We start from the raw sequence: 18884 nt of genomic DNA on the forward strand, positions 1-18884 counted from the left end.
TAAAGTCCCTTATACTTTTTAAGTACGCTGGAAAAACAGTTCGATTCGACAGAAATCGTCATGTATAAACAAAGTTTAGAGGTGGATTTATGGCTGAAAAGAAAATAAGCGTCCAAAACGTAACGAAAGTCTTTGGTAAATCGCCCCGCCAGGGAGTCAGGCTCCTGAATGAGGGGAAATCAAAGCGGGAGATACTCGAAAAGACCGGAATGACCGTCGGAGTCAATAAAGCTAGCTTTGATGTGTATGCCGGGGAAATATTCGTCATCATGGGATTATCCGGGAGCGGAAAATCCACATTGGTCAGGATGCTGAATCGGCTGATCGATCCGACCGATGGAGAAGTACATATTGATGGAAAGAACATCGTTAAGCTCAACCCCCAAGAGCTGCGGGAAGTAAGACGGAAGAAACTGAGCATGGTATTTCAACGCTTCGCATTATTCCCTCACCGAACTGTTCTCGAAAATACTGAATACGGTCTTGAAATTCAAGGAGCAGAAAAATCTGTGTGCAGACAGAAGGCAATAGAGTCATTAGAGCTCGTCGGCCTTAAAGGATATGAAAACAGCTATCCGAGCGAACTGAGCGGCGGTATGCAGCAGCGTGTCGGCCTGGCGCGCGCCCTTGCGAATGATCCTGATATCCTGCTGATGGATGAAGCATTCAGTGCGCTCGATCCATTGATCCGCAAAGATATGCAGAACGAATTGCTTGAACTGCAGGAAAAGATGGAAAAAACGATTGTCTTCATCACCCATGATCTTGATGAAGCCCTCCGCATCGGCGACCGAATTGCCCTGATGAAGGATGGGAACATCGTCCAGATCGGGACGCCTGAGGAAATCATGACAAACCCTGCCAATGCATATGTGGAGCGTTTTGTTGAAGATGTTGACCTCTCGAAGGTCCTCACGGCAGAGCATGTCATGAAACGCCCTGAAATGGTGCGCATTGACCGCGGCCCGCGTGTGGCTGTAAAGGTCATGAAGAATGAAGGGATATCCCATCTGTTCGTTGTCGACAGCAAGCAAAAGCTCCTGGGCGCCGTCACGATTGAAGCTGCGTCAGCTGCCGTCAAGAATCAGCAGCCCCTTGAAGAAATCCTCATTACTGATCTTGATTCCATCAAACCGGAGACCCTTCTCGTAGACTTGTTCGAGCAGGTGGCTACGGCTGTACTGCCGCTGCCTGTCATTAACGAGGAAGGACGGCTCAAGGGAGTCATTGTAAGGGGCGCTGTCCTTGGTGCACTTGCAGGGCTGGAGTCTGATCTGAATGCAGAAGTTCAAGGAAATGAGGTGGAAAGCATATGACATTTTTGCCGAAGCTTCCGTTAGCCAGCTGGGTGGATAGTGCAGTCAGCTGGATCAAAGACATTCTGGGCCCTTTCTTTGACATCCTGACAGATGGAATCGGAGCAGTTGTTGAGTTCTTTGTCATGGTATTGGAATCAATTCCGGCGCTGCTGCTGATTATGATTTTTGCAGGCTTGGCCTGGTGGGTAAGCCGCTGGACAGTAGCATTATTTACCGCTATAGGCTTGTTGCTGATTGATAATCTCGGCTATTGGGATGGGACGATCGATACGCTTGCCCTTGTCCTGGCATCGGTCATTATATCGATCATCATCGGAATACCGATTGGAATCTGGATTTCACAAAGCGATCGTGCGCAAAGCATCCTTACGCCGGTCCTTGACTTTATGCAGACAATGCCGGCATTTGTTTATCTGATCCCGGCCATCATTTTCTTCGGGATCGGGGTTGTACCGGGTATCATTGCTTCCGTCATCTTCTCGATGCCGCCGACAATCCGATTGACCAATCTCGGGATCCGCCAGGTGCCGGAGGATCTTGTAGAAGCATCTGACGCGTTTGGCTCAACGCCAAGCCAGAAATTATTTAAGGTTCAGCTGCCGTTGGCAATGAACACTATCATGGCCGGAATCAACCAAAGCATCATGCTTGCTCTATCCATGGTTGTTATCGCATCTCTCGTAGGTGCGCCAGGACTGGGTGCAGATGTGTATCGTGCCGTGACTCAACTGAAAGTCGGTACAGGTTTTGAAGCTGGTCTTGCCATCGTCATCCTGGCGATCGTGCTTGACCGGATTTCTCAAAATATAAGAATCACTAAAAACTAAGGGGGAAGAAATACAATGAAAAAATTGCGTATGGCCGGGTTGGCTTCAATCCTTGCATTGTCTGTCGGATTGGCTGCCTGCGGAAATGATTCTGAAGATTCAAAGGAAGGCAGCACGATCGGTGATGGAGTGGATTACAAAATCACTGGCATCGAGCCTGGTGCCGGAATCATGTCGGCAACCAATAAAGCATTGGAAGAGTATGATAATTTGAAAGACTATACACTGGTTGAATCCTCTTCGGCTGCCATGGCTGCTGAGCTGGACAATGCCATCAAAGATGAAGAGCCTATCATCGTAACTGGCTGGACGCCTCACTGGATGTTCGCCAAATATGATCTTAAATATCTGGAAGACCCTAAAGGGATCTACGGTGAAGCAGAGAAAATCGAAACCTTCACACGCAAAGGCCTGGAAGAAGACCAGCCAAGTGCCTACAAGGTGCTTGACCAATTTTTCTGGACAAATGACGACATCGGTGAAGTTATGGTTGCAATCCAGGAAGGGACAGATCCTGCCGAAGCTGCTGAAACATGGGTGAAAGACAATAGTGATAAAGTAGCCGAGTGGACAAACGGTGCAGATGAAGTAAGCGGGGAAGACATTTCACTTTCTTATGTAGCCTGGGATTCTGAGATTGCAAGCACTAATGTTGTAGCGAAAGTGCTGGAAAGCATCGGCTACAATGTGGAAATGGTTCAGTTGGATGCAGGCCCAATGTTCACGGCCGTTGCCAACGGTGACGCAGATGCGACTGTATCCGGCTGGCTGCCGCTGACACATAAAGATTATCTGGATCAGTATGGCGACGATATGGAACGCCTTGGTGAAAACCTTGAAGGCGCAAAAACAGGACTTGTTGTTCCTTCTTATGTAGAAGCCGATTCAATTGAAGACTTGGACTAATAATGAAAGGGCCGGGGGATGTCTCCGGCTCCTTTTTATGGCTGATCACTTTAGAAGCTTGAGGGCTTCAGCAGCTTTACGTGCGAAATGCAGCGGAGGTTCAACAGATTGAAAGTGAATGTACATAATGGCAGGTTCTGTGAACAGCCAATGATTATGGAGAGCACTGATGATGAGGCCGTTTCTGGTTAAGCTGTCTATAAATGCAGGAATCTCCTCTTCGAGCAGGACGATTTCACCCAGATTAAGTGCATTGCCCTCATAATCCAGTGATTCAAAGGATAGTCCAGCATGAAGTTCACTGCGGCTGGGACGGCCTTGGATGGCCACATTGAGATTGCGGTCAATGGTTACAGTGCAAACCCCGTTTTTGAGTTTCGGTTTTTGATTAAGGATGTGGCCAAATTGCTGGCAGAGTGCATCGATATTAGGCATAATAAATTCCCCTTCATTCTCAGATGATTTAGTCTATGCCTCTGTAAAAAAATCTGCGCTTGTATTGTACATTCTAACCAGAATATTAGAGGTAAAGACTAAGAGGCATCCCCTGGATGTGTTTCTTTTTATATCGATATTTCTGTAGGGGAGTCCGGGCTCGTCCAAACCAATCCCTTTGACAGAAAGTTCTATGCCTTTAGAGGCAGCAACTCCTTTAGGTATTCTCGACATCACCGTCACCAGATGGATTACGCTTTGCACATCATCCGATCCACCTAATTGGAAGCCATCATCTGCGATAATAATACGTGCTTGAATTGGTACCTCCAGGAAAATCATACCTGACATAATGCCCAGGACGAAGGATTGACAGATTATTTATATAGTTGTAGACTATTAGAGAAAATTAAATAAGACCTCACTTTGCTAGTGAGGTAGAGGCGCGGTGTTTAACAGTCTTTAGCGGAGCTTGAGAAGCGATGATGCTAGGGAGAAGGAAATATCGCCGAAGCGGGCACATATATCTCAGTATTGCCTGCTGGGTCTGCAGTTAAGAGCTGCAGGACTGTCTCAATGGGCTTCCCGGCTTATTGAGTTGTGCTATCTCATTTAGGGAAAAAAAGAGGACTTATGGGCATATGTATATAACGACCTAAGTTAATCTTAGGTCGTTTTTATTTTGTTCTCATCATACAAATATAGGGGGAGAAAACATGAAAAAAGCTTCATTGTTTTTAGCTAGTATGCTTTCGGCAGTCCTTTTGCTGGCCGGCTGCGGATCAAGCACCAGTTCAGGTTCAGATTCAGGTTCTTCAGAAAGTGATACGTTCAAGGTCGGCCTGGAGGCAGGCTATGCTCCGTTCAACTGGACGCAGAAAGATGATTCCAATGGCGGTGTGAAAATTAAAGGCTCTGCAGAATATGCGGGCGGCTATGATGTTGAAATTGCCAAGAAAATCGCTGACGGGCTTGGCAAGGAATTAGAAATCGTGAAGACAGAATGGGACGGTCTTGTGCCGGCGCTGACGTCAGGCAAGATCGATGCCATCATTGCGGGTATGTCGCCAACGGCAGAACGCAAAGAGACGATTGACTTCTCAGACAATTACTATAACTCCCAGCTGGTTATGGTTGTGAAAAAAGGCGGAAAATATGAGAACGCCACTAGCCTCAAGGACTTTAATGGTGCTAAGGTTACAGCTCAATTGAATACATTCCACTATTCCGTGATCGATCAGATTGACGGTGTGTCGAAAGAAACAGCGATGGACAATTTCCCTGCGATGAGGGTTGCATTGGAATCCGGAATCATTGATGGATACGTGTCAGAGCGTCCTGAAGCAGTCAGTGCTTCTGCTGCCAATGACAATTTTGCGATGGTTGATTTTGAGGAAGGATTCAAAACTTCCGAAGATGATACAGCAATCGCTGTGGGACTTGAAAAGGGCAGTGAACTGACAGAAAAAATCAACGAAATCTTAAAAGGCATTTCAGAAGAAGATCGCACCAATATCATGGATGAAGCCATCCAGAACCAGCCAGCAGCACAATAAGACAGACATAGAACCGGCTGTACGCTTACAGTCGGTTTTATGATGAACAGAGGGGGAGAAAGATGAGCTTCGATTGGATCGTTAGAATCATTTCGGAAAACTGGCCGATGTTCCTTCGGGGAGCTGGGATCACACTGCTCATTTCCTTGATCGGAACTATCATCGGCGCCGGCATCGGCTTATTGGCAGGAGTGGTCCGGACCATCCCTGCACCAGAGCGCGGACCTAAAAAAATCATGCTGAAGGTGATCAATTTCATCCTTTCGGTATATATCGAATTTTTCCGCGGAACACCGATGATCGTCCAGGCCATGGTCATTTATTATGGTTCTGCTTTGGCGTTTGGCGTTGATATCAATGTCCTGGCAGCGGCCATCATTGTTGTATCAATCAATACTGGGGCCTATATGGCAGAAATCGTCCGCGGGGGAATCGTCTCCATTGATAAAGGGCAGTTCGAAGCAGCCCAGGCGATTGGGATGAATCATTATCAGACGATGTGGAATGTAGTGCTCCCGCAGGTCATACGCAATATACTGCCGGCAACAGGCAACCATTTTGTCATTAATATCAAGGACACATCTGTCCTTAATGTTATATCAGTATCGGAATTATATTTTATGACCAAATCGGTAGCTGGGAATAATTTTAGATACTTTGAGTCATTCTTTGTGGCATGCGTGATTTATTTTGTCATGACATTCATCGTTACAAGAATTCTGCGTTATTTTGAACGGAAATTAGACGGCCCTGAAAATTTCGATTTGCTGGGCAAGGGTGAAAATAATTTGTAAAGGAAGGGGGAGAGAGCATGGGAAAAGTCATTGAAGTTCAGCACTTAAGCAAATCCTTCGGCACGAATCTAGTATTGAAGGACATCGATTTTTCAGTAGAGAAAGGAGAGGTGGTTACAATCATCGGCTCCTCTGGTTCCGGAAAATCGACCCTCCTTCGCTGCATCAATCTTTTGGAAAAACCGAGCGGCGGCCAGATCATCTATAATGGCGAGAATATCCTTGACGACAAGCATGATATTTTTGCTTACCGCCAGAACTTAGGGATGGTTTTCCAGCAGTTCAACCTCTTCAATAATCATAATGTCCTGAACAATTGTGTGGTTGGGCAGGTCAAGGTGCTGAAGCGCTCTAAGGAAGAGGCGGAGAAAGTCGCCATGGAATATTTGAAGGTGGTGGGCATGGATCAATATATCAATGCCAAGCCGAAGCAGCTTTCAGGCGGGCAGAAGCAGCGCGTCGCCATTGCGAGGGCGCTGTCCATGGAGCCTGATGTGATGCTGTTCGATGAGCCGACATCGGCCCTTGACCCGGAGATGGTGGGAGAAGTCCTGAAAGTCATGAAGGAACTGGCCGCATCCGGCCAAACGATGCTGATCGTCACCCATGAAATGGAATTCGCGAAAGAAGTATCCGACCGCGTCGTCTTCATGGACAAAGGCGTCATCGCAGAAGAAGGCAGCCCGGAACAGATCTTCAACAACCCTGAGCAGGAGCGGACAAGGGAATTTTTGAAGCGGACATTGAAAGTGTAAAAGAGCCGGGGGGACAGGTCCCATGGCCCAAAATGGGCCAAGGGACCTGTCCCCCTGGCTTTTTTTCAGCAGGCTGGCAGACGCCCTCAATGTAATAAATATCAGGCTGAAGCCAATAATAAATCATAAAGATCGGACGAAAAGCTTGCTGCGCTCGACCTGCATTTTCGCATTCTCAATTGTCCCGCCGGTCAAATGTGTGACATAAGCGGGCAGAAGCAGAAACACACAGGGAGAAAAAAACGATAATATCCCCGCAGTCAAAGCGAACCATATACCAATATCAGCCATACTCTTTCACTCCTTTCTTACGGTCCTTGTGTCCTGAAAAAAAATAGTTTACTGCCGGGCAGAATAAGGGCATAGTTTTATACCCCTACTAGTATTCTAGCATAGGCAAACACAAGCCAATATACAGTTTTATTAAAAGAAAGGAATGAAGCCCGATGAATTTTCATTACACAGTCACGACCCGGAAATCCATACAGGATGCGGTCACTGCATTGGAGGACAATTTAAAAGAGGAGAAATTTGGGGTTCTATGGACATTTGATATCAAGGAAAAGCTCGAGGAAAAAGGATGCCATCTGGATGAAGAGTTCATCGTCCTTGAGGTATGCAATCCGAAGGAAGCAGAGCGGGTACTGAAAGAAACTAAACTTGCAGGATACTTCCTGCCCTGCAAAATTGTTGTGTATAAAGAAGAGGGCCAAACGAAAATCGGCCTGCCCCGGCCGACAGCCCTCATCAGCATACTGGACCAAGTGCCGCTGCAGGAAATGGCGGAAGATATTGAGCAGCGCCTGATCGACTGTTTGGATAGAAGCGTATAAAAACGAGTAAAGCTTAAAGGAATTTTTATAAAAAGGAGAATCTGCGTATGTCTGTAAAAACGATTTCAGTTAAAAGACTCGCTGAAAAAGTGATCAGTGGAGAAGAACTTTTCATCGTGGATGCCAGGAGCACAGATGCTTTCGACGACTGGAAGATCGAGGGGAAGAATGTAGAAGTACTGAATGCCCCCTATAAGAAGGTGACAGAAGAGGGGATCGAACCTATTCTGGACAAGCTTCCAAAAAATAAGGAAATTTATGTTGTTTGTGCAAAAGGAAATTCCTCTAAAAAGGAAGCAGAGGAATTGGGGAAAGCAGGATTTACGGATGTTTATTCCATTGAGGGCGGCATGAAAGCATGGAGTGAGCATTTAGAGCCGATCAAGATCGCTGATTTGAAAAGCGGAGGTTCGATTTATCAATTTGTCCGGATCGGGAAAGGCTGTCTGTCTTATCTGATTGTCTCGAATGGAGAAGGGGCGATTGTAGATGCCAACCGGATGATTGGACAGTATCAGGATTTCATCCAGGAACATGAAGGCAGTGTCAAACTAAAGGTCCTGATTGATACTCACCTTCATGCGGACCATATTTCTGGGGGAAGAAAGCTTGCCGAAGTGGCGGGTGCAGACTATTATCTTCCGCCGCAGGATGCAGAAGAGGTGGAGTTTTCCTATAAGAAACTGCAGGATGGGGATGATATCTCAATTGGCAATGTCTCAATTATGGCGCTGTATTCACCCGGCCACACGATCGGCAGCACATCCCTGCTTGTCGATGGAGACTTTCTGCTGACAGGTGATATTCTGTTCATCGATTCGATCGGCCGCCCGGATCTGGCCGGAAAGGCAGGGGGATGGGCCGAAGATTTGAGGGAGACCCTGTATTCCCGCTACAAAGAAATCAATGATGATGTAGTTGTGCTGCCGGCCCACTATATGTCGATTGAAGAAATGAATGAAGACGGCAGCGTATCAGCGAAGTTAGGGACTTTATATAGTCAAAATCATGGCCTCAACATTGAAAGCAAAGAAAGCTTCCGGAAAGCTGTGACAGAGAATCTTCCTCCGCAGCCAAACTCTTATGAGAAAATCAGGAAAACCAATATGGGGAAAATAGATCCGGAAGCGGACGAGCAGAGCGAAATGGAAACAGGGCCGAACCGGTGCGCTGTAAGGTAAGGCGATTTACAAGTTTATGGATTGGTGATTATCTAATCGGAAAGGGCTGTAGCGGCCCTTTTTTTGTTGGAAAAAATTCTTTTATTTTATCCGAGAATTGGGTTACTATACTTGACATAATACCTATAGGGGTATATTATTGGCCTATAACATAAATATAGGGTGGTGGGTATGCTTATTTCAATCTTGATGGTAATAATCGTTGGTTTGGCTGCAAGCCTTTATAAGCGCTATGTCCCTGTTCCCCATGTCCCTTGCACTGAAGCCGGCATCCATGACCCTGACCTGACCGTAGTCGATATCAGGGATTATAATAACAAAGCTATAAATATGAACTGTGATTCTGTAGATATACCTTATGCCTATTTAAGGCGTTTTTATAATGAAATCAGTCCTGGCAAAATCCATGTGATCGCTTCTGACCGGCTGGAACTGAACCTGGGCATCCGGTTTTTGAGAAAGAAAGGATTTCAGGTTGTGAGCTATGAGATGGTAGAACAGCATATGGGAAGAAGAGGAGATCTGGAGCCGGGATTAAGATAAATTTTTATACCCCTAGAGGTAAAATAAAACTGAGGAGGAAGCCTGATGGAATATTTAAACTATCTGCTGATCGGGCTATTGGTATTCTTACTGATGCAGCGGATGCTGCCGGCAAAGGGAATCAGGCAGCTTACAACCGCTGAACTAAAGGGCGAATTAAAGGATAAAAAGAAACAATTTATTGACGTCCGCACCAACAGGGAATTTCAAACCAATCATATCAAGGAATTTAAAAACATCCCTCTGCATGAGCTTCATGGCAAATCAAACATGCTGGACAAAGATAAAGAAGTGGTCGTCATCTGCCAGAGCGGGATGAGAAGCAATAAAGCAGGAAAACTGCTGAAAAAGGCAGGCTTTAAACATATTGCGAATGTAAAAGGCGGCATGAGCGCCTGGAGCTGAATATATGCGCAGATGAGTCCTCTGAAGACAACCAGGTGTACACCACCCGGCTGTCTTTTTTTGTTTAGCAGGATTTCGATTATGGAGCGGTGAATATACAGAAGATGCAGGTCAGAGGGGTGCAAAGGGATGGAATACGAAATCATCAAAGCAGGAGCGGAGCATGAGGAAGCGCTCCGGAATTTATTGCAGTTTTATATTTATGACTTTTCCGAATTTATCGATGCACATGTCGAAGAGAATGGGAGATTCAGCGAGTATCCGCTGAGCGGCTATTGGACGGAAGCGGGCCATTACCCCTATATAATTAAGCTGGATGGGCGCTATGCCGGTTTTGTGCTGGTGGCAGAAGACAGCGAATCTCTTTCTATCAACGAGTTTTTTATTATGAAAAAATACCGCCGGGAAGGCCTTGGGAAGCGGGTGGCGAAGGATATCTTTGGGCTGCATAAAGGCAAGTGGGAAATTTTCCAGATTGAGAAAAACAAGCCTGCACAAAGGTTTTGGAGATGTGTGATAAATGAATATACAGGCGGGGAATTTACGGAGCGGGAGGATGAGCATAAGCGGGTCATCCAGAAATTTGTCAGTGGTACGAAGCAAAATACATAGATGCAGGGGGATCCTATGATTTCTTTAAGAGAAGTAGACAGACATAATTTTTTTGATGTAATTGATTTAAAGGTAGGAGAAGAGCAAAAGTCATTTGTGGCGACGAATCTGTTCTCGCTTGCCCAGGCAAAGGCCTATCCAGAGTGTCAGTGCCTGGTAATCTACCATGAGGAAGAGCTGGTTGGCTTCACCATGTACTGCATGGATTTCGACGATAAGGAATATTGGATCTACCGCCTGATGATTGATGCCAAATATCAGTCCAAAGGCTATGGGAAAGCTGCGATGGAGAAGCTGATCGAACAGATCAAGGAAGATAAGGATCACCGGGTTATCTACTTGAGCTTTGAGCCGGAGAATGACCGGGCGAAGGAATTGTATGAAAAGCTTGGATTTGAGGCCGATGGCCGGGTGATTGATGGGGAGATTGTTTATAAGCTGGGTTATTAGAGGGGAGCCATGGGGACAGGTCCCTTGGCCCATTTGGGCCAGAGGACCTGTCCCCATGGCATTTGAAAGGTGGAGAATTAATTTTGGACAGGCGTAAGGGAATCATTCTTGTTATTACGGGCGCTATGTTCTGGGGGATTGGCGGTACAGCGGCCAAGAAGCTTTTTCAGGAGTATCAGGTTGATGTGGATTGGCTGGTGACCGTCCGGCTGCTCATTGCAGGGGTTTTGCTTTTGGCCGTCCAGTACTTTGCAAAGGACCGTGCCCAGATTCTTGGGGTGTGGAAAACGAAAAGCTCAGCTATTCGTTTGATTATTTTTGGGCTGCTCGGAATGCTTGCTGTCCAGTATACCTATATGGCTTCGATTGAGCATGGAAATGCTGCGGTGGCAACACTGCTGCAGTATTTGGCTCCTGTGATGATCATCTTATATCTGGTCCTCTGTAAACAAACGGTGCTGACGCGGGGAGACTTGCTGACCATCACATTGGCTTTGTTCGGAAGCTTCTTCCTGCTGACGAATGGCTCCATCTCGCAATTATCTGTGCCAATGCCAGCGATCGTATGGGGAGTCCTGTCCGGGGCAGCTTTGGCATTTTATACGCTATATGCCGTCCCATTGCTTAAGGAATACGATTCACTGGTCATTGTCGGGTGGGCGATGGTGATCGGCGGGCTTGCGCTGAGTTGTGTCCAGCCGCCGTGGCAAATGGACTTCCAGCGCTTAACTGGAGAAGCTTATGTTTATTTAGCTTTTGTGGTCCTGTTTGGGACGATGATTGCATTTTGGTTTTATATAGAAAGCCTGCAAAGCCTTCTGCCAAAGGAAACCAGCCTCCTGGGCAGCGTCGAGCCGCTTGCTGCTGTTCTGACAACCGTATTTTGGATGAAGGAGCCTTTTGGTGTTTTTCAGTGGGCGGGTACTGCCTGTATCATTGGGATGATCTTATTTATTGCTTTGAAAAAGGAGCCTGCTTCCGGGGCGGGGCATCCAGGTGGAGAAGAGGAGCCGCTGAGAGTAAGCTAGGGGTTTATTGACCTTAAAAAGGTAGAGTCGCAAATATATTTTAAAACCCGCAAATAAAATTGGAAAGTCGCAAATAAATTGAAAAACTCGCAAATATATCAAAAAATCCGCAAATATCCCGGGGAAGTCGCAAATATAGGCCGGGGGGAGAGGTCTCCCGGCCCATATTTGCGGTAAGGATTAGAAAGGTCATGAGAAGAAGTTTCCATATTGGCCTCAACTGAATCAATTGGCCGGGATTTTTAATCAATCCGGCCGATATTTTAATTAATTGAAGCCATTTTTCGATTATTTCAAGCCATAATTCAATTAATTGAAGCTAGATTCTACCAACTCGGCTACTTGCCCTGATTCGGCCAGTTTCATGAGATAATTCGCCGGCCTTTTCGTGTGGAACAGGTTGATTTAACTCCAAGTTGGGCCAAGGGGTCTGTCCCCCTGGCTCTCTCTCTTTGGCACGATTATCTATGCTGATCAATCAGGATAGGGTTCCCATCAGGGTCTTCAATGGTTATGTGCGCCGGGCCTTCGCCAGCTTCATCTGCTTCAGACAGGATGTGGATTCCATTTTCTTTGAGCTGCTTTTGGAGTTCACGTACGTCTGTAAATGAATCAGTGTTTTCTGCATTCTGATTCCAGCCTGGATTGAAGGTCAGAATATTTTTCTCGAACATGCCTTGAAATAACCCGATTACACAGTTTTCATTTTTCATGATGATCCAATTCTGAGCAATATCGCCCCCAAGAGCCTGGAATCCTAATTTTTCATAAAAAGCTTTAGAGATGCTGATGTCTTTCACGTTTAAACTAACAGAAAATGCCCCAAGTTTCATATGAACCCTCCTAGTTAAAATAACTGTCACATACTAGGTTCTGTTTATGAAGAGAATGTCCTTCTTCATTCTTTAAAATAACTCATTCCCGGGCTGGGCCAAGGGACCTGTCCCCCTGGCTCAAAAAATAAAAAAAATAGAGTTTAACTGATATAATAACCGGGTATAAATAAATGTTTTTTATTCATAAGACATAGTAGGGGGATGTAGTAATGAGTATCAAACGAATCTTGAAGGATGAGTTAGTACAATTTATTAATAACCATGGGGAAGAATTCGAGAACAAGCTGCTGTCTGAAGCAGTGAATGTTTCGGGGAAAATCAATGAGATTTTAAACAAGGGTAATATTGACCTTTTAAAAAATGCGAGAAAATTAATTTACTTTATTGTTGACGACAATGAAAGTGATCTCATCGCATTTGCTCAGGAAGAAGGGGTTGCCTGGGCAGGGCATTCTTTAACTCTTTCTTTGAAGCTGGAATGGGTTCAGGCCATAAGAAGAACGACATGGCAGATAATCGGCAGCCTAAATGAGGAAAGAGAGGAAAAGATCCCATCCGCAGATTTTTTTGAACTGGAAAAAGCGGTGAATGACCAGATTGACCAGTTTCTTAATAATTTCTTCTTAAGCTACTCAAAATATAAAGATACAATGCTTCTTAAACAGAGGGAAATGGTTGAACATCTATCTGTTCCTATCATACCGGTCAGTGAAACGGTTTCCGTCCTTCCTCTGATTGGCTCAATGGATGCCTATAGAGTTGAAATAATTGAAGAGAAAGTCTTAAATGAAATTGCAGCCACAAGGATCCAGACACTTGTTATCGACCTGTCAGGCATTGCCATGATGGAGAAGGATGTTATGGATGACTTTGAAAAGGTTCTGGCTGGAGTGGGCATGATGGGTTCCAAGGCTATCCTCACCGGGCTGAGGCCAGATCTTGTCAAAAAGATGGTCCGTGCCGGCATCCGCTTTGAGAAGGATGCTGAAACAAAGGGCACGCTTCAAGAGACGTTGAAGGCATATCTGAAATAATCTGACAAGCAAGGCCGCTGGATCGGTCTTGCTTTATTTTTGCATCAAAAATTCACCTCTAAAATATGATGGATTTCTAACAAATGGACATAATATTTGGGAGGTGATTGGATATGGATAAGGAAAATTTCAAACTGACATCTTCTGAAATCGGGTCCTTATGGGGAGAGTACATAAACGGAACAGCGGTTGATATGGTAAATAGATATATGTACTCCATTATTGAGGATGAAGAAATCAAAAGCATCTTTAATGAAGCAATAATGATATTCGAACGGCAAAAAGCGCAAATTAAGGCGTTTATTGAGAATGAGGGGTTTCCGGTTCCGATTGGATTCAGCGAAACCGACCTGTACCCGGGAAAGCAGAGGCTGTTTACAGATACATTCTGCCTGAATTATTTAAACATCATGACTACTCACGGGCTGCTGGGGCATAGCACATCATTAGGCGTTTCGATCAGGAAAGATTTGAGGTTATTTTACGATGCATGCGGTGAAGATGCGAAAAAAATGTATCATCAAACCATTGATTTACTGCTCGAGAAAGGGCTTTTCCAAAGAGACCCTTTGTTTTATCCGGACGACCAGCCTAAGTTTGTTACAAACAAAGATTTTAAGGACGGTTTTTTCGGCAAAGGCAGAACACTTTCAGCACCGGAAATTATCAGTATTTCTTTAAACATCAAAAAGAGCATTATGGCCAAAACTCTTTCGATTGCATTCAGCCAAATAGTTCAGTCAGAAGAGGTGAAAAAGTTCCTGGCCGAATCTGAGAAGACTGCCAATGGCCAAATTATATCTCTTTCGAAAATTATGCAGGCTGATAATCTGCCGGTTCCGAAATCCTGGGAAACAGAAGTTACCATATCAACCGAAGCACCATTTTCCGATAAATTGATCATGTATCATATGGGATTCTTATTTCAGGCAGCCCAAAACTACCTTGGAGCAGGCCTGGCAGCCGCAATGAGAACAGACCTGGTCACTACATATGAGGCAACCATTCTGCAGAACCTGATGGTTACGAAAAACTGGTTTGATGTCATGGTGAAAAATAAGTGGCTTGAACAGCCTCCTCTTGCACCGAATCGAACAGAAATTGCCAAGCGGAAATAACCTGAAAATGCCCTCCATAAAGGCCAGGGCATTTTATTTTTAAAAATAGTCGCTCCAAAACAAAAGCGGACTATTTGCCGAAAAAAACTGTGCCTGGCAGCGTGTCACCTCTTATTCCGCTGAAGTCCGATGTCCTCCGCTCCTGAACACCATATCAATCTGCTCCGCCAAGTATCCCGGCGTATAAGGCATCCCTTTCTGGATCCACCATGAGATGATGCCAAAGGTAGAGGAGGCAATGATCTCAATGGGGACCTGCGGGCTGCGCCCTTTTCCTTTTCTGGTCTCCCGCCGGGCCGATATGATGCTTACGATGATGTCGAACAGCCTGCTGCGGAAGTCCTTGCTTTCGAGCATCACATTGAAGAGGCCGGCATGCTCATAGAAATGCTCCAAAAATGAGACAATGATGGGCGTTGTTTTATCCACGTTTTCTTCGAATAGAGGGCGGATCGTCTCTGTCAGTTCTTCAAGCACTTCCGTTACCATCTGTTCCTTTAGATCCTCGATATCCTGGTAGTGAAGATAAAAGGTTGCCCGGTTCAATTCGGCACGGTCTGCCAGCTTCTGGACAGTTAATTTGCTTTGGTCCCCATTTGCCTGGAGCAGGGACACGAGCGCTTCCTTGAACATCTTTTTTGTCCGGATAATGCGTGGATCAATCTTTTCCTGGCTAGACATTTTCCCACTCCTTTGACTATAATCCCAAACTTTTTTGACATACTAACAAAAAATGTCGATTAGTTTACATTTTACTGGAAAGTGTAAATGGCTTTTTCCCTTTCCGCATGTTAGCATCTACTTTATTGACAACGTATCAATTAATTAACATAGTGTCAATTAATTATAGGGGAAAGGGTTTTTAAAAATGAATGAGTCTATCAATCGAAAGATTCTTATACCTGTCATGCTTTTGGGGTCTTTTTTATCCATCTTGAACCAGACGATCTTAAATGTGGCTCTGCCTGATCTGATGACCGAGTTTGATATTGGTCCGACAACGGTTCAATGGCTGATCACGGGCTTTATGCTGGTGAACGGGATTCTGGTTCCGGTGACGGCCTTTTTGATGAAGAGGTACACCACCCGGCAGCTGTTTCTCAGCTCGATGCTTCTGCTTTTTGCAGGGACGCTTGTCAGTGCGGCTGCACCGGGATTTGAATTCCTTTTAATCGGGCGCCTGATTCAGGCGGCGGGGGCCGGAATTATCATGCCGCTCCTGATGACGGTTGTGTTGGTCGTTTACCCGAAGGAAGGGCGCGGGGCGGCAATGGGCTTTATCGGACTGGCGATGATTTTTGCGCCGGCCATTGGTCCGACGATTGCTGGCTTTGTTATTGAACATTATTCCTGGCGCTGGATTTTCATCGGCATGCTGCCGCTTGTGGCGATCGTCATCCTGCTGTCTTTAAAGTTCCTTGTGAATGTATCGGAAACAACGAAAGCCAGGCTTGATTACACCAGTGTCCTATGGTCGACAATCGGCTTCGGCGGGCTGCTGTTTGGATTGAGCAATGCAGGGGATAAAGGCTGGGGAAGCGCTGAGGTGCTGATCTTCATGGCAATTGGTTTGATTTTTCTGGTTCTGTTCTGCCTGCGCCAGATTCGTTCCAAGGATCCCCTCCTGAATTTGAGTGTATTCAAGATACCCCTGTTCACGACGACGACTATCATCAGCGTAATGATCATGTTTGTGATGTACGCAGATATGATCCTGCTGCCGATTTATCTGCAGGCAAGCAGGGGCTTTACTGTTCTCGATACAGCTTTGCTTTTGCTTCCCGGTGCCCTGGTAAATGCTTTGATGTCGCCTGTCTCTGGAAAGCTGCTGGATAAGTTCGGCATTAAGCCGATTATAATGGTTGGGCTGCTGTTCATGATTCCTTCCATTTGGGCGGTAACCCATCTGACAGAAACGACCACCTATAATTATTTAATGATCCGGACCATTTTCCTGCGCATCGGGATCAGCTTTCTGACAATGCCGCTGAATACGGCAGGATTGAATTCCCTGCCGAGCCATTTGAATGCCCACGGGTCGGCCGTGACAAATACTGTTCGTCAGCTGGCAGGATCCATCGGGACGGCCTTGATCATCACAATATTTACAAGCAGGACTTCTGCCCATGCAACCGGATTGCTGGAAGCCAACCATCAGCTGCGGCCTTCTCAAGTGGCACTGGAGTCTTCTATCCTCGGGACAAATGATGCGTATATGTTCATGTTTGCTTTAGGGATCATTACCTTCATTGTGTCGCTGTTTGTAAGAAAGGAAAAGAGCGGTGCTGAGGCAAAATAGAGAAACGGAGGGACAGGTTTTCTGTCCCTCTTTTTAAAAAAATATATAAGGCAGGCTCATCTATTTTTATTCCGTCCATTTGTCTGGTAAACTTTCCGATATATATAGTTGAAAAAGATTCCAATCAGGAAGGTGATTGACATTCAGCCAGAAATTACATTGACCAGCATCGTGGTCGTCATCGTACTCGGTATGTTTTCACAATGGCTTGCTTGGCGGATTCAGTGGCCATCCATTGTGATTATGACGGTTGCCGGGCTTTTGATCGGCCCTGTACTGGGTCTGATCAATCCGCAGGAAGGGCTTGGGGAGCTTTACAGTCCGATCATCTCTCTAGCTGTTGCATTGATTCTATTTGAAGGCAGCAACAGCCTGGATATCCGGGAGCTGAAGGGGATTTCCAAATCTGTTTTCCGCATTGTGACCCTTGGCGCCCTTTTAGCATGGGTCGGGGGCTCTGTGGCGGCACATTATATTGCGGGGCTTGATCTTGAAATTTCCTTTATCATCGGGGGTCTGTTTGTGGTGACCGGGCCTACGGTCATCATTCCGCTGCTCAGGCAGGCAAAATTATCAGCACGGGTTTCTTCAGTGCTGAAGTGGGAAGGCATCATCGTCGACCCGATTGGTCCTTTGCTGGCCCTTTTTGCGTATGAAATTATCAAAATAACCTTGGATAAGCCTGTGCATATCAGTGATTTCATTCCATTTTTCATTGATTCCTTGTTTGCCATCATAGTCGGCTATGCAATTGGGATTCTGGTCAGCCTTTTAGTAGGCAGAGGGTGGCTGCCTGAATACTTGAAGTCACCGATTATCTTTTGTTTTGTTCTGATTTGCTTCGTGCTTGGCGAAGCGATCATGCACGAGGTCGGGATGCTCGCTGTAACTGTCATGGGGCTGACACTTGCGCGGACGAAGAAATATGTCCATTCAATCGGAAGCATCGGCCACTTCATGGAAAATATTTCGGTTATGCTGACTTCGACTATCTTTATTCTGCTGACCGCCTCCCTGACAAGGGAAACGATTATGGACGTGTTCACGTGGCCAATCATTTTATTCGTCATCATTATGCTTTTCCTTGTTCGTCCATTATCGATATGGATCTCAACGATTGGCACAGAACTGACCTTGCAGGAAAAAACCCTTGTGAGCTGGATTGCGCCAAGAGGGATTGTTGCATTGACGGTTTCGGGGTATTTTGCTGCACTATTGATTGAAGATGGCTATTCTAATGCCTCAATCTTAACGCCGCTGACTCTCGCACTTGTTTTTATCACCGTGTGTGTTCACGGTTTTACCATCGGTCCGATTGCCCGGAGGCTGAAGCTGGCGAATCCGGATTCTTCCGGCGTCCTGATTGTGGGGGCGAGCAGCTTTGCGATTGCCTTTGCCAGTCACCTGAAGGAATTGGGCGTTCCAGCGCTGATCACGGATACTTCCTTTGATAAGCTATACCATGCAAGGCAGCTGGGAATTGCGACCTATCATGGGGAAATCCTTTCAGAGCACAGTGACTTTGAGATCGACAAGAGTCCTTATAATAACCTTCTCGCCATGAAGGGGGATGCGGCTTATAATGCACTTGTGTGCCAAACCTATATCCCTGAATTCGGATATAACAACACATTCTCCCTGCCAATTGCTGCGAGGCAGTCAGAGCACCGGGAGATCTCATCTGCCATTAAAGCGCATCTGCTGTTTGGAGAAGGAGCAACCTTCACAGAACTGAATAAAAAGGTCAACATCGGCTATCAGATAAGGACAATCGAAATCGAAGGGAAACAAATGCTGGTAAAAGAAGAACTGGAGCCAAATGGAACACCTTTATGCGTAAAAAGGAAAAACGGCGATCTTGCGTTTGTTACATTTAAAGAAAAGCTGATGCTGAATGTGGGGGATCAGCTCGTGGTATTGGAGCAGGGAGAATAAAATAATAAAAAAACTGGT

At 45.8% G+C, this 18884-nt stretch carries 22 protein-coding genes and 1 riboswitch; of the genes, 17 read left to right on the plus strand and 5 right to left on the minus strand.

What is annotated here, in order from left to right:
* The first annotated feature begins 89 nt into the window (after positions 1-89).
* Genes proV through LCM00_RS16690 form a run of 3 tightly spaced genes read left to right on the plus strand, consistent with a single transcriptional unit; the run spans position 90 to position 3052 of the window.
* A complete protein-coding gene (gene proV, locus LCM00_RS16680) occupies positions 90-1316 on the plus strand; it encodes a glycine betaine/L-proline ABC transporter ATP-binding protein ProV (RefSeq protein WP_224904167.1) in 1227 nt (408 codons plus the stop codon).
* Positions 1313-2146 (plus strand): ABC transporter permease, encoded by an 834-nt coding sequence (locus LCM00_RS16685; protein ID WP_224904169.1) that lies wholly within the window; start codon positions 1313-1315, stop codon positions 2144-2146. Before proV ends, LCM00_RS16685 begins: the two co-directional genes overlap by 4 nt.
* Positions 2147-2161: 15 nt before the next feature.
* Positions 2162-3052, plus strand: a complete 891-nt coding sequence (locus LCM00_RS16690) for a glycine betaine ABC transporter substrate-binding protein (protein WP_224904170.1) — start codon at positions 2162-2164, stop codon at positions 3050-3052.
* 45 nt (positions 3053-3097) lie between these two features.
* Here the strand turns inward: LCM00_RS16690 and LCM00_RS16695 are convergent, their stop codons facing one another.
* Together LCM00_RS16695 and LCM00_RS16700 are read right to left on the minus strand one after the other, a co-directional pair.
* Positions 3098-3487, minus strand: coding sequence for a DUF1259 domain-containing protein (locus LCM00_RS16695; RefSeq protein WP_224904172.1), 390 nt, complete (start codon positions 3485-3487; stop codon positions 3098-3100).
* Between the two features lie 33 nt (positions 3488-3520).
* Complete coding sequence (locus LCM00_RS16700) at positions 3521-3838, minus strand: hypothetical protein (RefSeq protein WP_224904174.1); 318 nt, start codon at positions 3836-3838, stop codon at positions 3521-3523.
* A 79-nt stretch (positions 3839-3917) separates the two neighbouring features.
* Positions 3918-4101: riboswitch (Lysine riboswitch) on the plus strand.
* Positions 4102-4203: 102 nt separating this feature from the next.
* Between LCM00_RS16700 and LCM00_RS16705 the strand changes: the two genes are divergently transcribed.
* The 3 genes from LCM00_RS16705 to LCM00_RS16715 all read left to right on the plus strand — a co-directional run bounded on the left by LCM00_RS16705 (position 4204) and on the right by LCM00_RS16715 (position 6592).
* A complete protein-coding gene (locus tag LCM00_RS16705; protein WP_224904176.1) occupies positions 4204-5043 on the plus strand; it encodes a transporter substrate-binding domain-containing protein in 840 nt (279 codons plus the stop codon).
* A 62-nt stretch (positions 5044-5105) separates the two neighbouring features.
* Positions 5106-5837, plus strand: a complete 732-nt coding sequence (locus LCM00_RS16710) for an amino acid ABC transporter permease (RefSeq protein ID WP_224904178.1) — start codon at positions 5106-5108, stop codon at positions 5835-5837.
* A 17-nt stretch (positions 5838-5854) separates the two neighbouring features.
* On the plus strand, positions 5855-6592 hold the full coding sequence (locus LCM00_RS16715; RefSeq protein WP_224904180.1) for an amino acid ABC transporter ATP-binding protein: 738 nt from the start codon (positions 5855-5857) through the stop codon (positions 6590-6592).
* 123 nt (positions 6593-6715) lie between these two features.
* Here the strand turns inward: LCM00_RS16715 and LCM00_RS16720 are convergent, their stop codons facing one another.
* Positions 6716-6883, minus strand: coding sequence for a cytochrome c biogenesis protein CcdA (locus tag LCM00_RS16720; RefSeq protein ID WP_224904182.1), 168 nt, complete (start codon positions 6881-6883; stop codon positions 6716-6718).
* 155 nt (positions 6884-7038) lie between these two features.
* On the opposite strand from LCM00_RS16720, the gene LCM00_RS16725 reads away from it, so the two are divergent.
* The 7 genes from LCM00_RS16725 (at position 7039) to LCM00_RS16755 (ending at position 11644) form a co-directional block, all read left to right on the plus strand.
* Entirely contained in the window at positions 7039-7425 is a 387-nt protein-coding gene (locus tag LCM00_RS16725; protein WP_224904184.1) for a DUF302 domain-containing protein, read from the plus strand.
* Positions 7426-7472: 47 nt separating this feature from the next.
* On the plus strand, positions 7473-8606 hold the full coding sequence (locus tag LCM00_RS16730; protein ID WP_224904186.1) for an MBL fold metallo-hydrolase: 1134 nt from the start codon (positions 7473-7475) through the stop codon (positions 8604-8606).
* Positions 8607-8777: 171 nt separating this feature from the next.
* Positions 8778-9149: a sulfurtransferase gene (locus LCM00_RS16735; protein WP_224904189.1), complete on the plus strand. Its 372-nt coding sequence runs from the start codon at positions 8778-8780 to the stop codon at positions 9147-9149.
* A 45-nt stretch (positions 9150-9194) separates the two neighbouring features.
* On the plus strand, positions 9195-9554 hold the full coding sequence (locus LCM00_RS16740; protein WP_224904191.1) for a rhodanese-like domain-containing protein: 360 nt from the start codon (positions 9195-9197) through the stop codon (positions 9552-9554).
* A 129-nt stretch (positions 9555-9683) separates the two neighbouring features.
* Positions 9684-10166, plus strand: coding sequence for a GNAT family N-acetyltransferase (locus LCM00_RS16745; RefSeq protein ID WP_224904193.1), 483 nt, complete (start codon positions 9684-9686; stop codon positions 10164-10166).
* Between the two features lie 15 nt (positions 10167-10181).
* Positions 10182-10616 carry a GNAT family N-acetyltransferase gene (locus LCM00_RS16750; protein WP_224904195.1) on the plus strand — a complete coding sequence of 145 codons (435 nt, stop codon included), beginning with the start codon at positions 10182-10184 and terminating at the stop codon, positions 10614-10616.
* A gap of 83 nt (positions 10617-10699) precedes the next feature.
* On the plus strand, positions 10700-11644 hold the full coding sequence (locus tag LCM00_RS16755) for a DMT family transporter (protein ID WP_224904197.1): 945 nt from the start codon (positions 10700-10702) through the stop codon (positions 11642-11644).
* A gap of 461 nt (positions 11645-12105) precedes the next feature.
* On the opposite strand, the gene LCM00_RS16760 is transcribed toward LCM00_RS16755, so the two are convergent.
* Positions 12106-12477 carry a VOC family protein gene (locus LCM00_RS16760; RefSeq protein WP_224904200.1) on the minus strand — a complete coding sequence of 124 codons (372 nt, stop codon included), beginning with the start codon at positions 12475-12477 and terminating at the stop codon, positions 12106-12108.
* A 212-nt stretch (positions 12478-12689) separates the two neighbouring features.
* On the opposite strand from LCM00_RS16760, the gene LCM00_RS16765 reads away from it, so the two are divergent.
* A complete protein-coding gene (locus LCM00_RS16765; RefSeq protein WP_224904202.1) occupies positions 12690-13514 on the plus strand; it encodes an STAS domain-containing protein in 825 nt (274 codons plus the stop codon).
* Between the two features lie 113 nt (positions 13515-13627).
* Positions 13628-14632, plus strand: coding sequence for a DUF3231 family protein (locus tag LCM00_RS16770; RefSeq protein WP_224904204.1), 1005 nt, complete (start codon positions 13628-13630; stop codon positions 14630-14632).
* 111 nt (positions 14633-14743) lie between these two features.
* Here the strand turns inward: LCM00_RS16770 and LCM00_RS16775 are convergent, their stop codons facing one another.
* The gene (locus LCM00_RS16775) at positions 14744-15313 is read right to left on the minus strand and encodes a TetR/AcrR family transcriptional regulator (protein WP_224904206.1); all 570 of its coding nucleotides are present in this window, start codon (positions 15311-15313) and stop codon (positions 14744-14746) included.
* A 187-nt stretch (positions 15314-15500) separates the two neighbouring features.
* On the opposite strand from LCM00_RS16775, the gene LCM00_RS16780 reads away from it, so the two are divergent.
* Both LCM00_RS16780 and LCM00_RS16785 read left to right on the plus strand, forming a co-directional pair.
* Positions 15501-16931, plus strand: coding sequence for a DHA2 family efflux MFS transporter permease subunit (locus LCM00_RS16780; RefSeq protein ID WP_224904208.1), 1431 nt, complete (start codon positions 15501-15503; stop codon positions 16929-16931).
* A 192-nt stretch (positions 16932-17123) separates the two neighbouring features.
* Positions 17124-18866, plus strand: a complete 1743-nt coding sequence (locus LCM00_RS16785; protein WP_404802173.1) for a cation:proton antiporter — start codon at positions 17124-17126, stop codon at positions 18864-18866.
* Positions 18867-18884 lie beyond the last annotated feature (18 nt).

Origin of the sequence: Bacillus infantis (assembly GCF_020171945.1) — a bacterium.
Taxonomy (GTDB): Bacteria; Bacillota; Bacilli; order Bacillales; family Cytobacillaceae; genus Bacillus_AB; species Bacillus_AB infantis_A.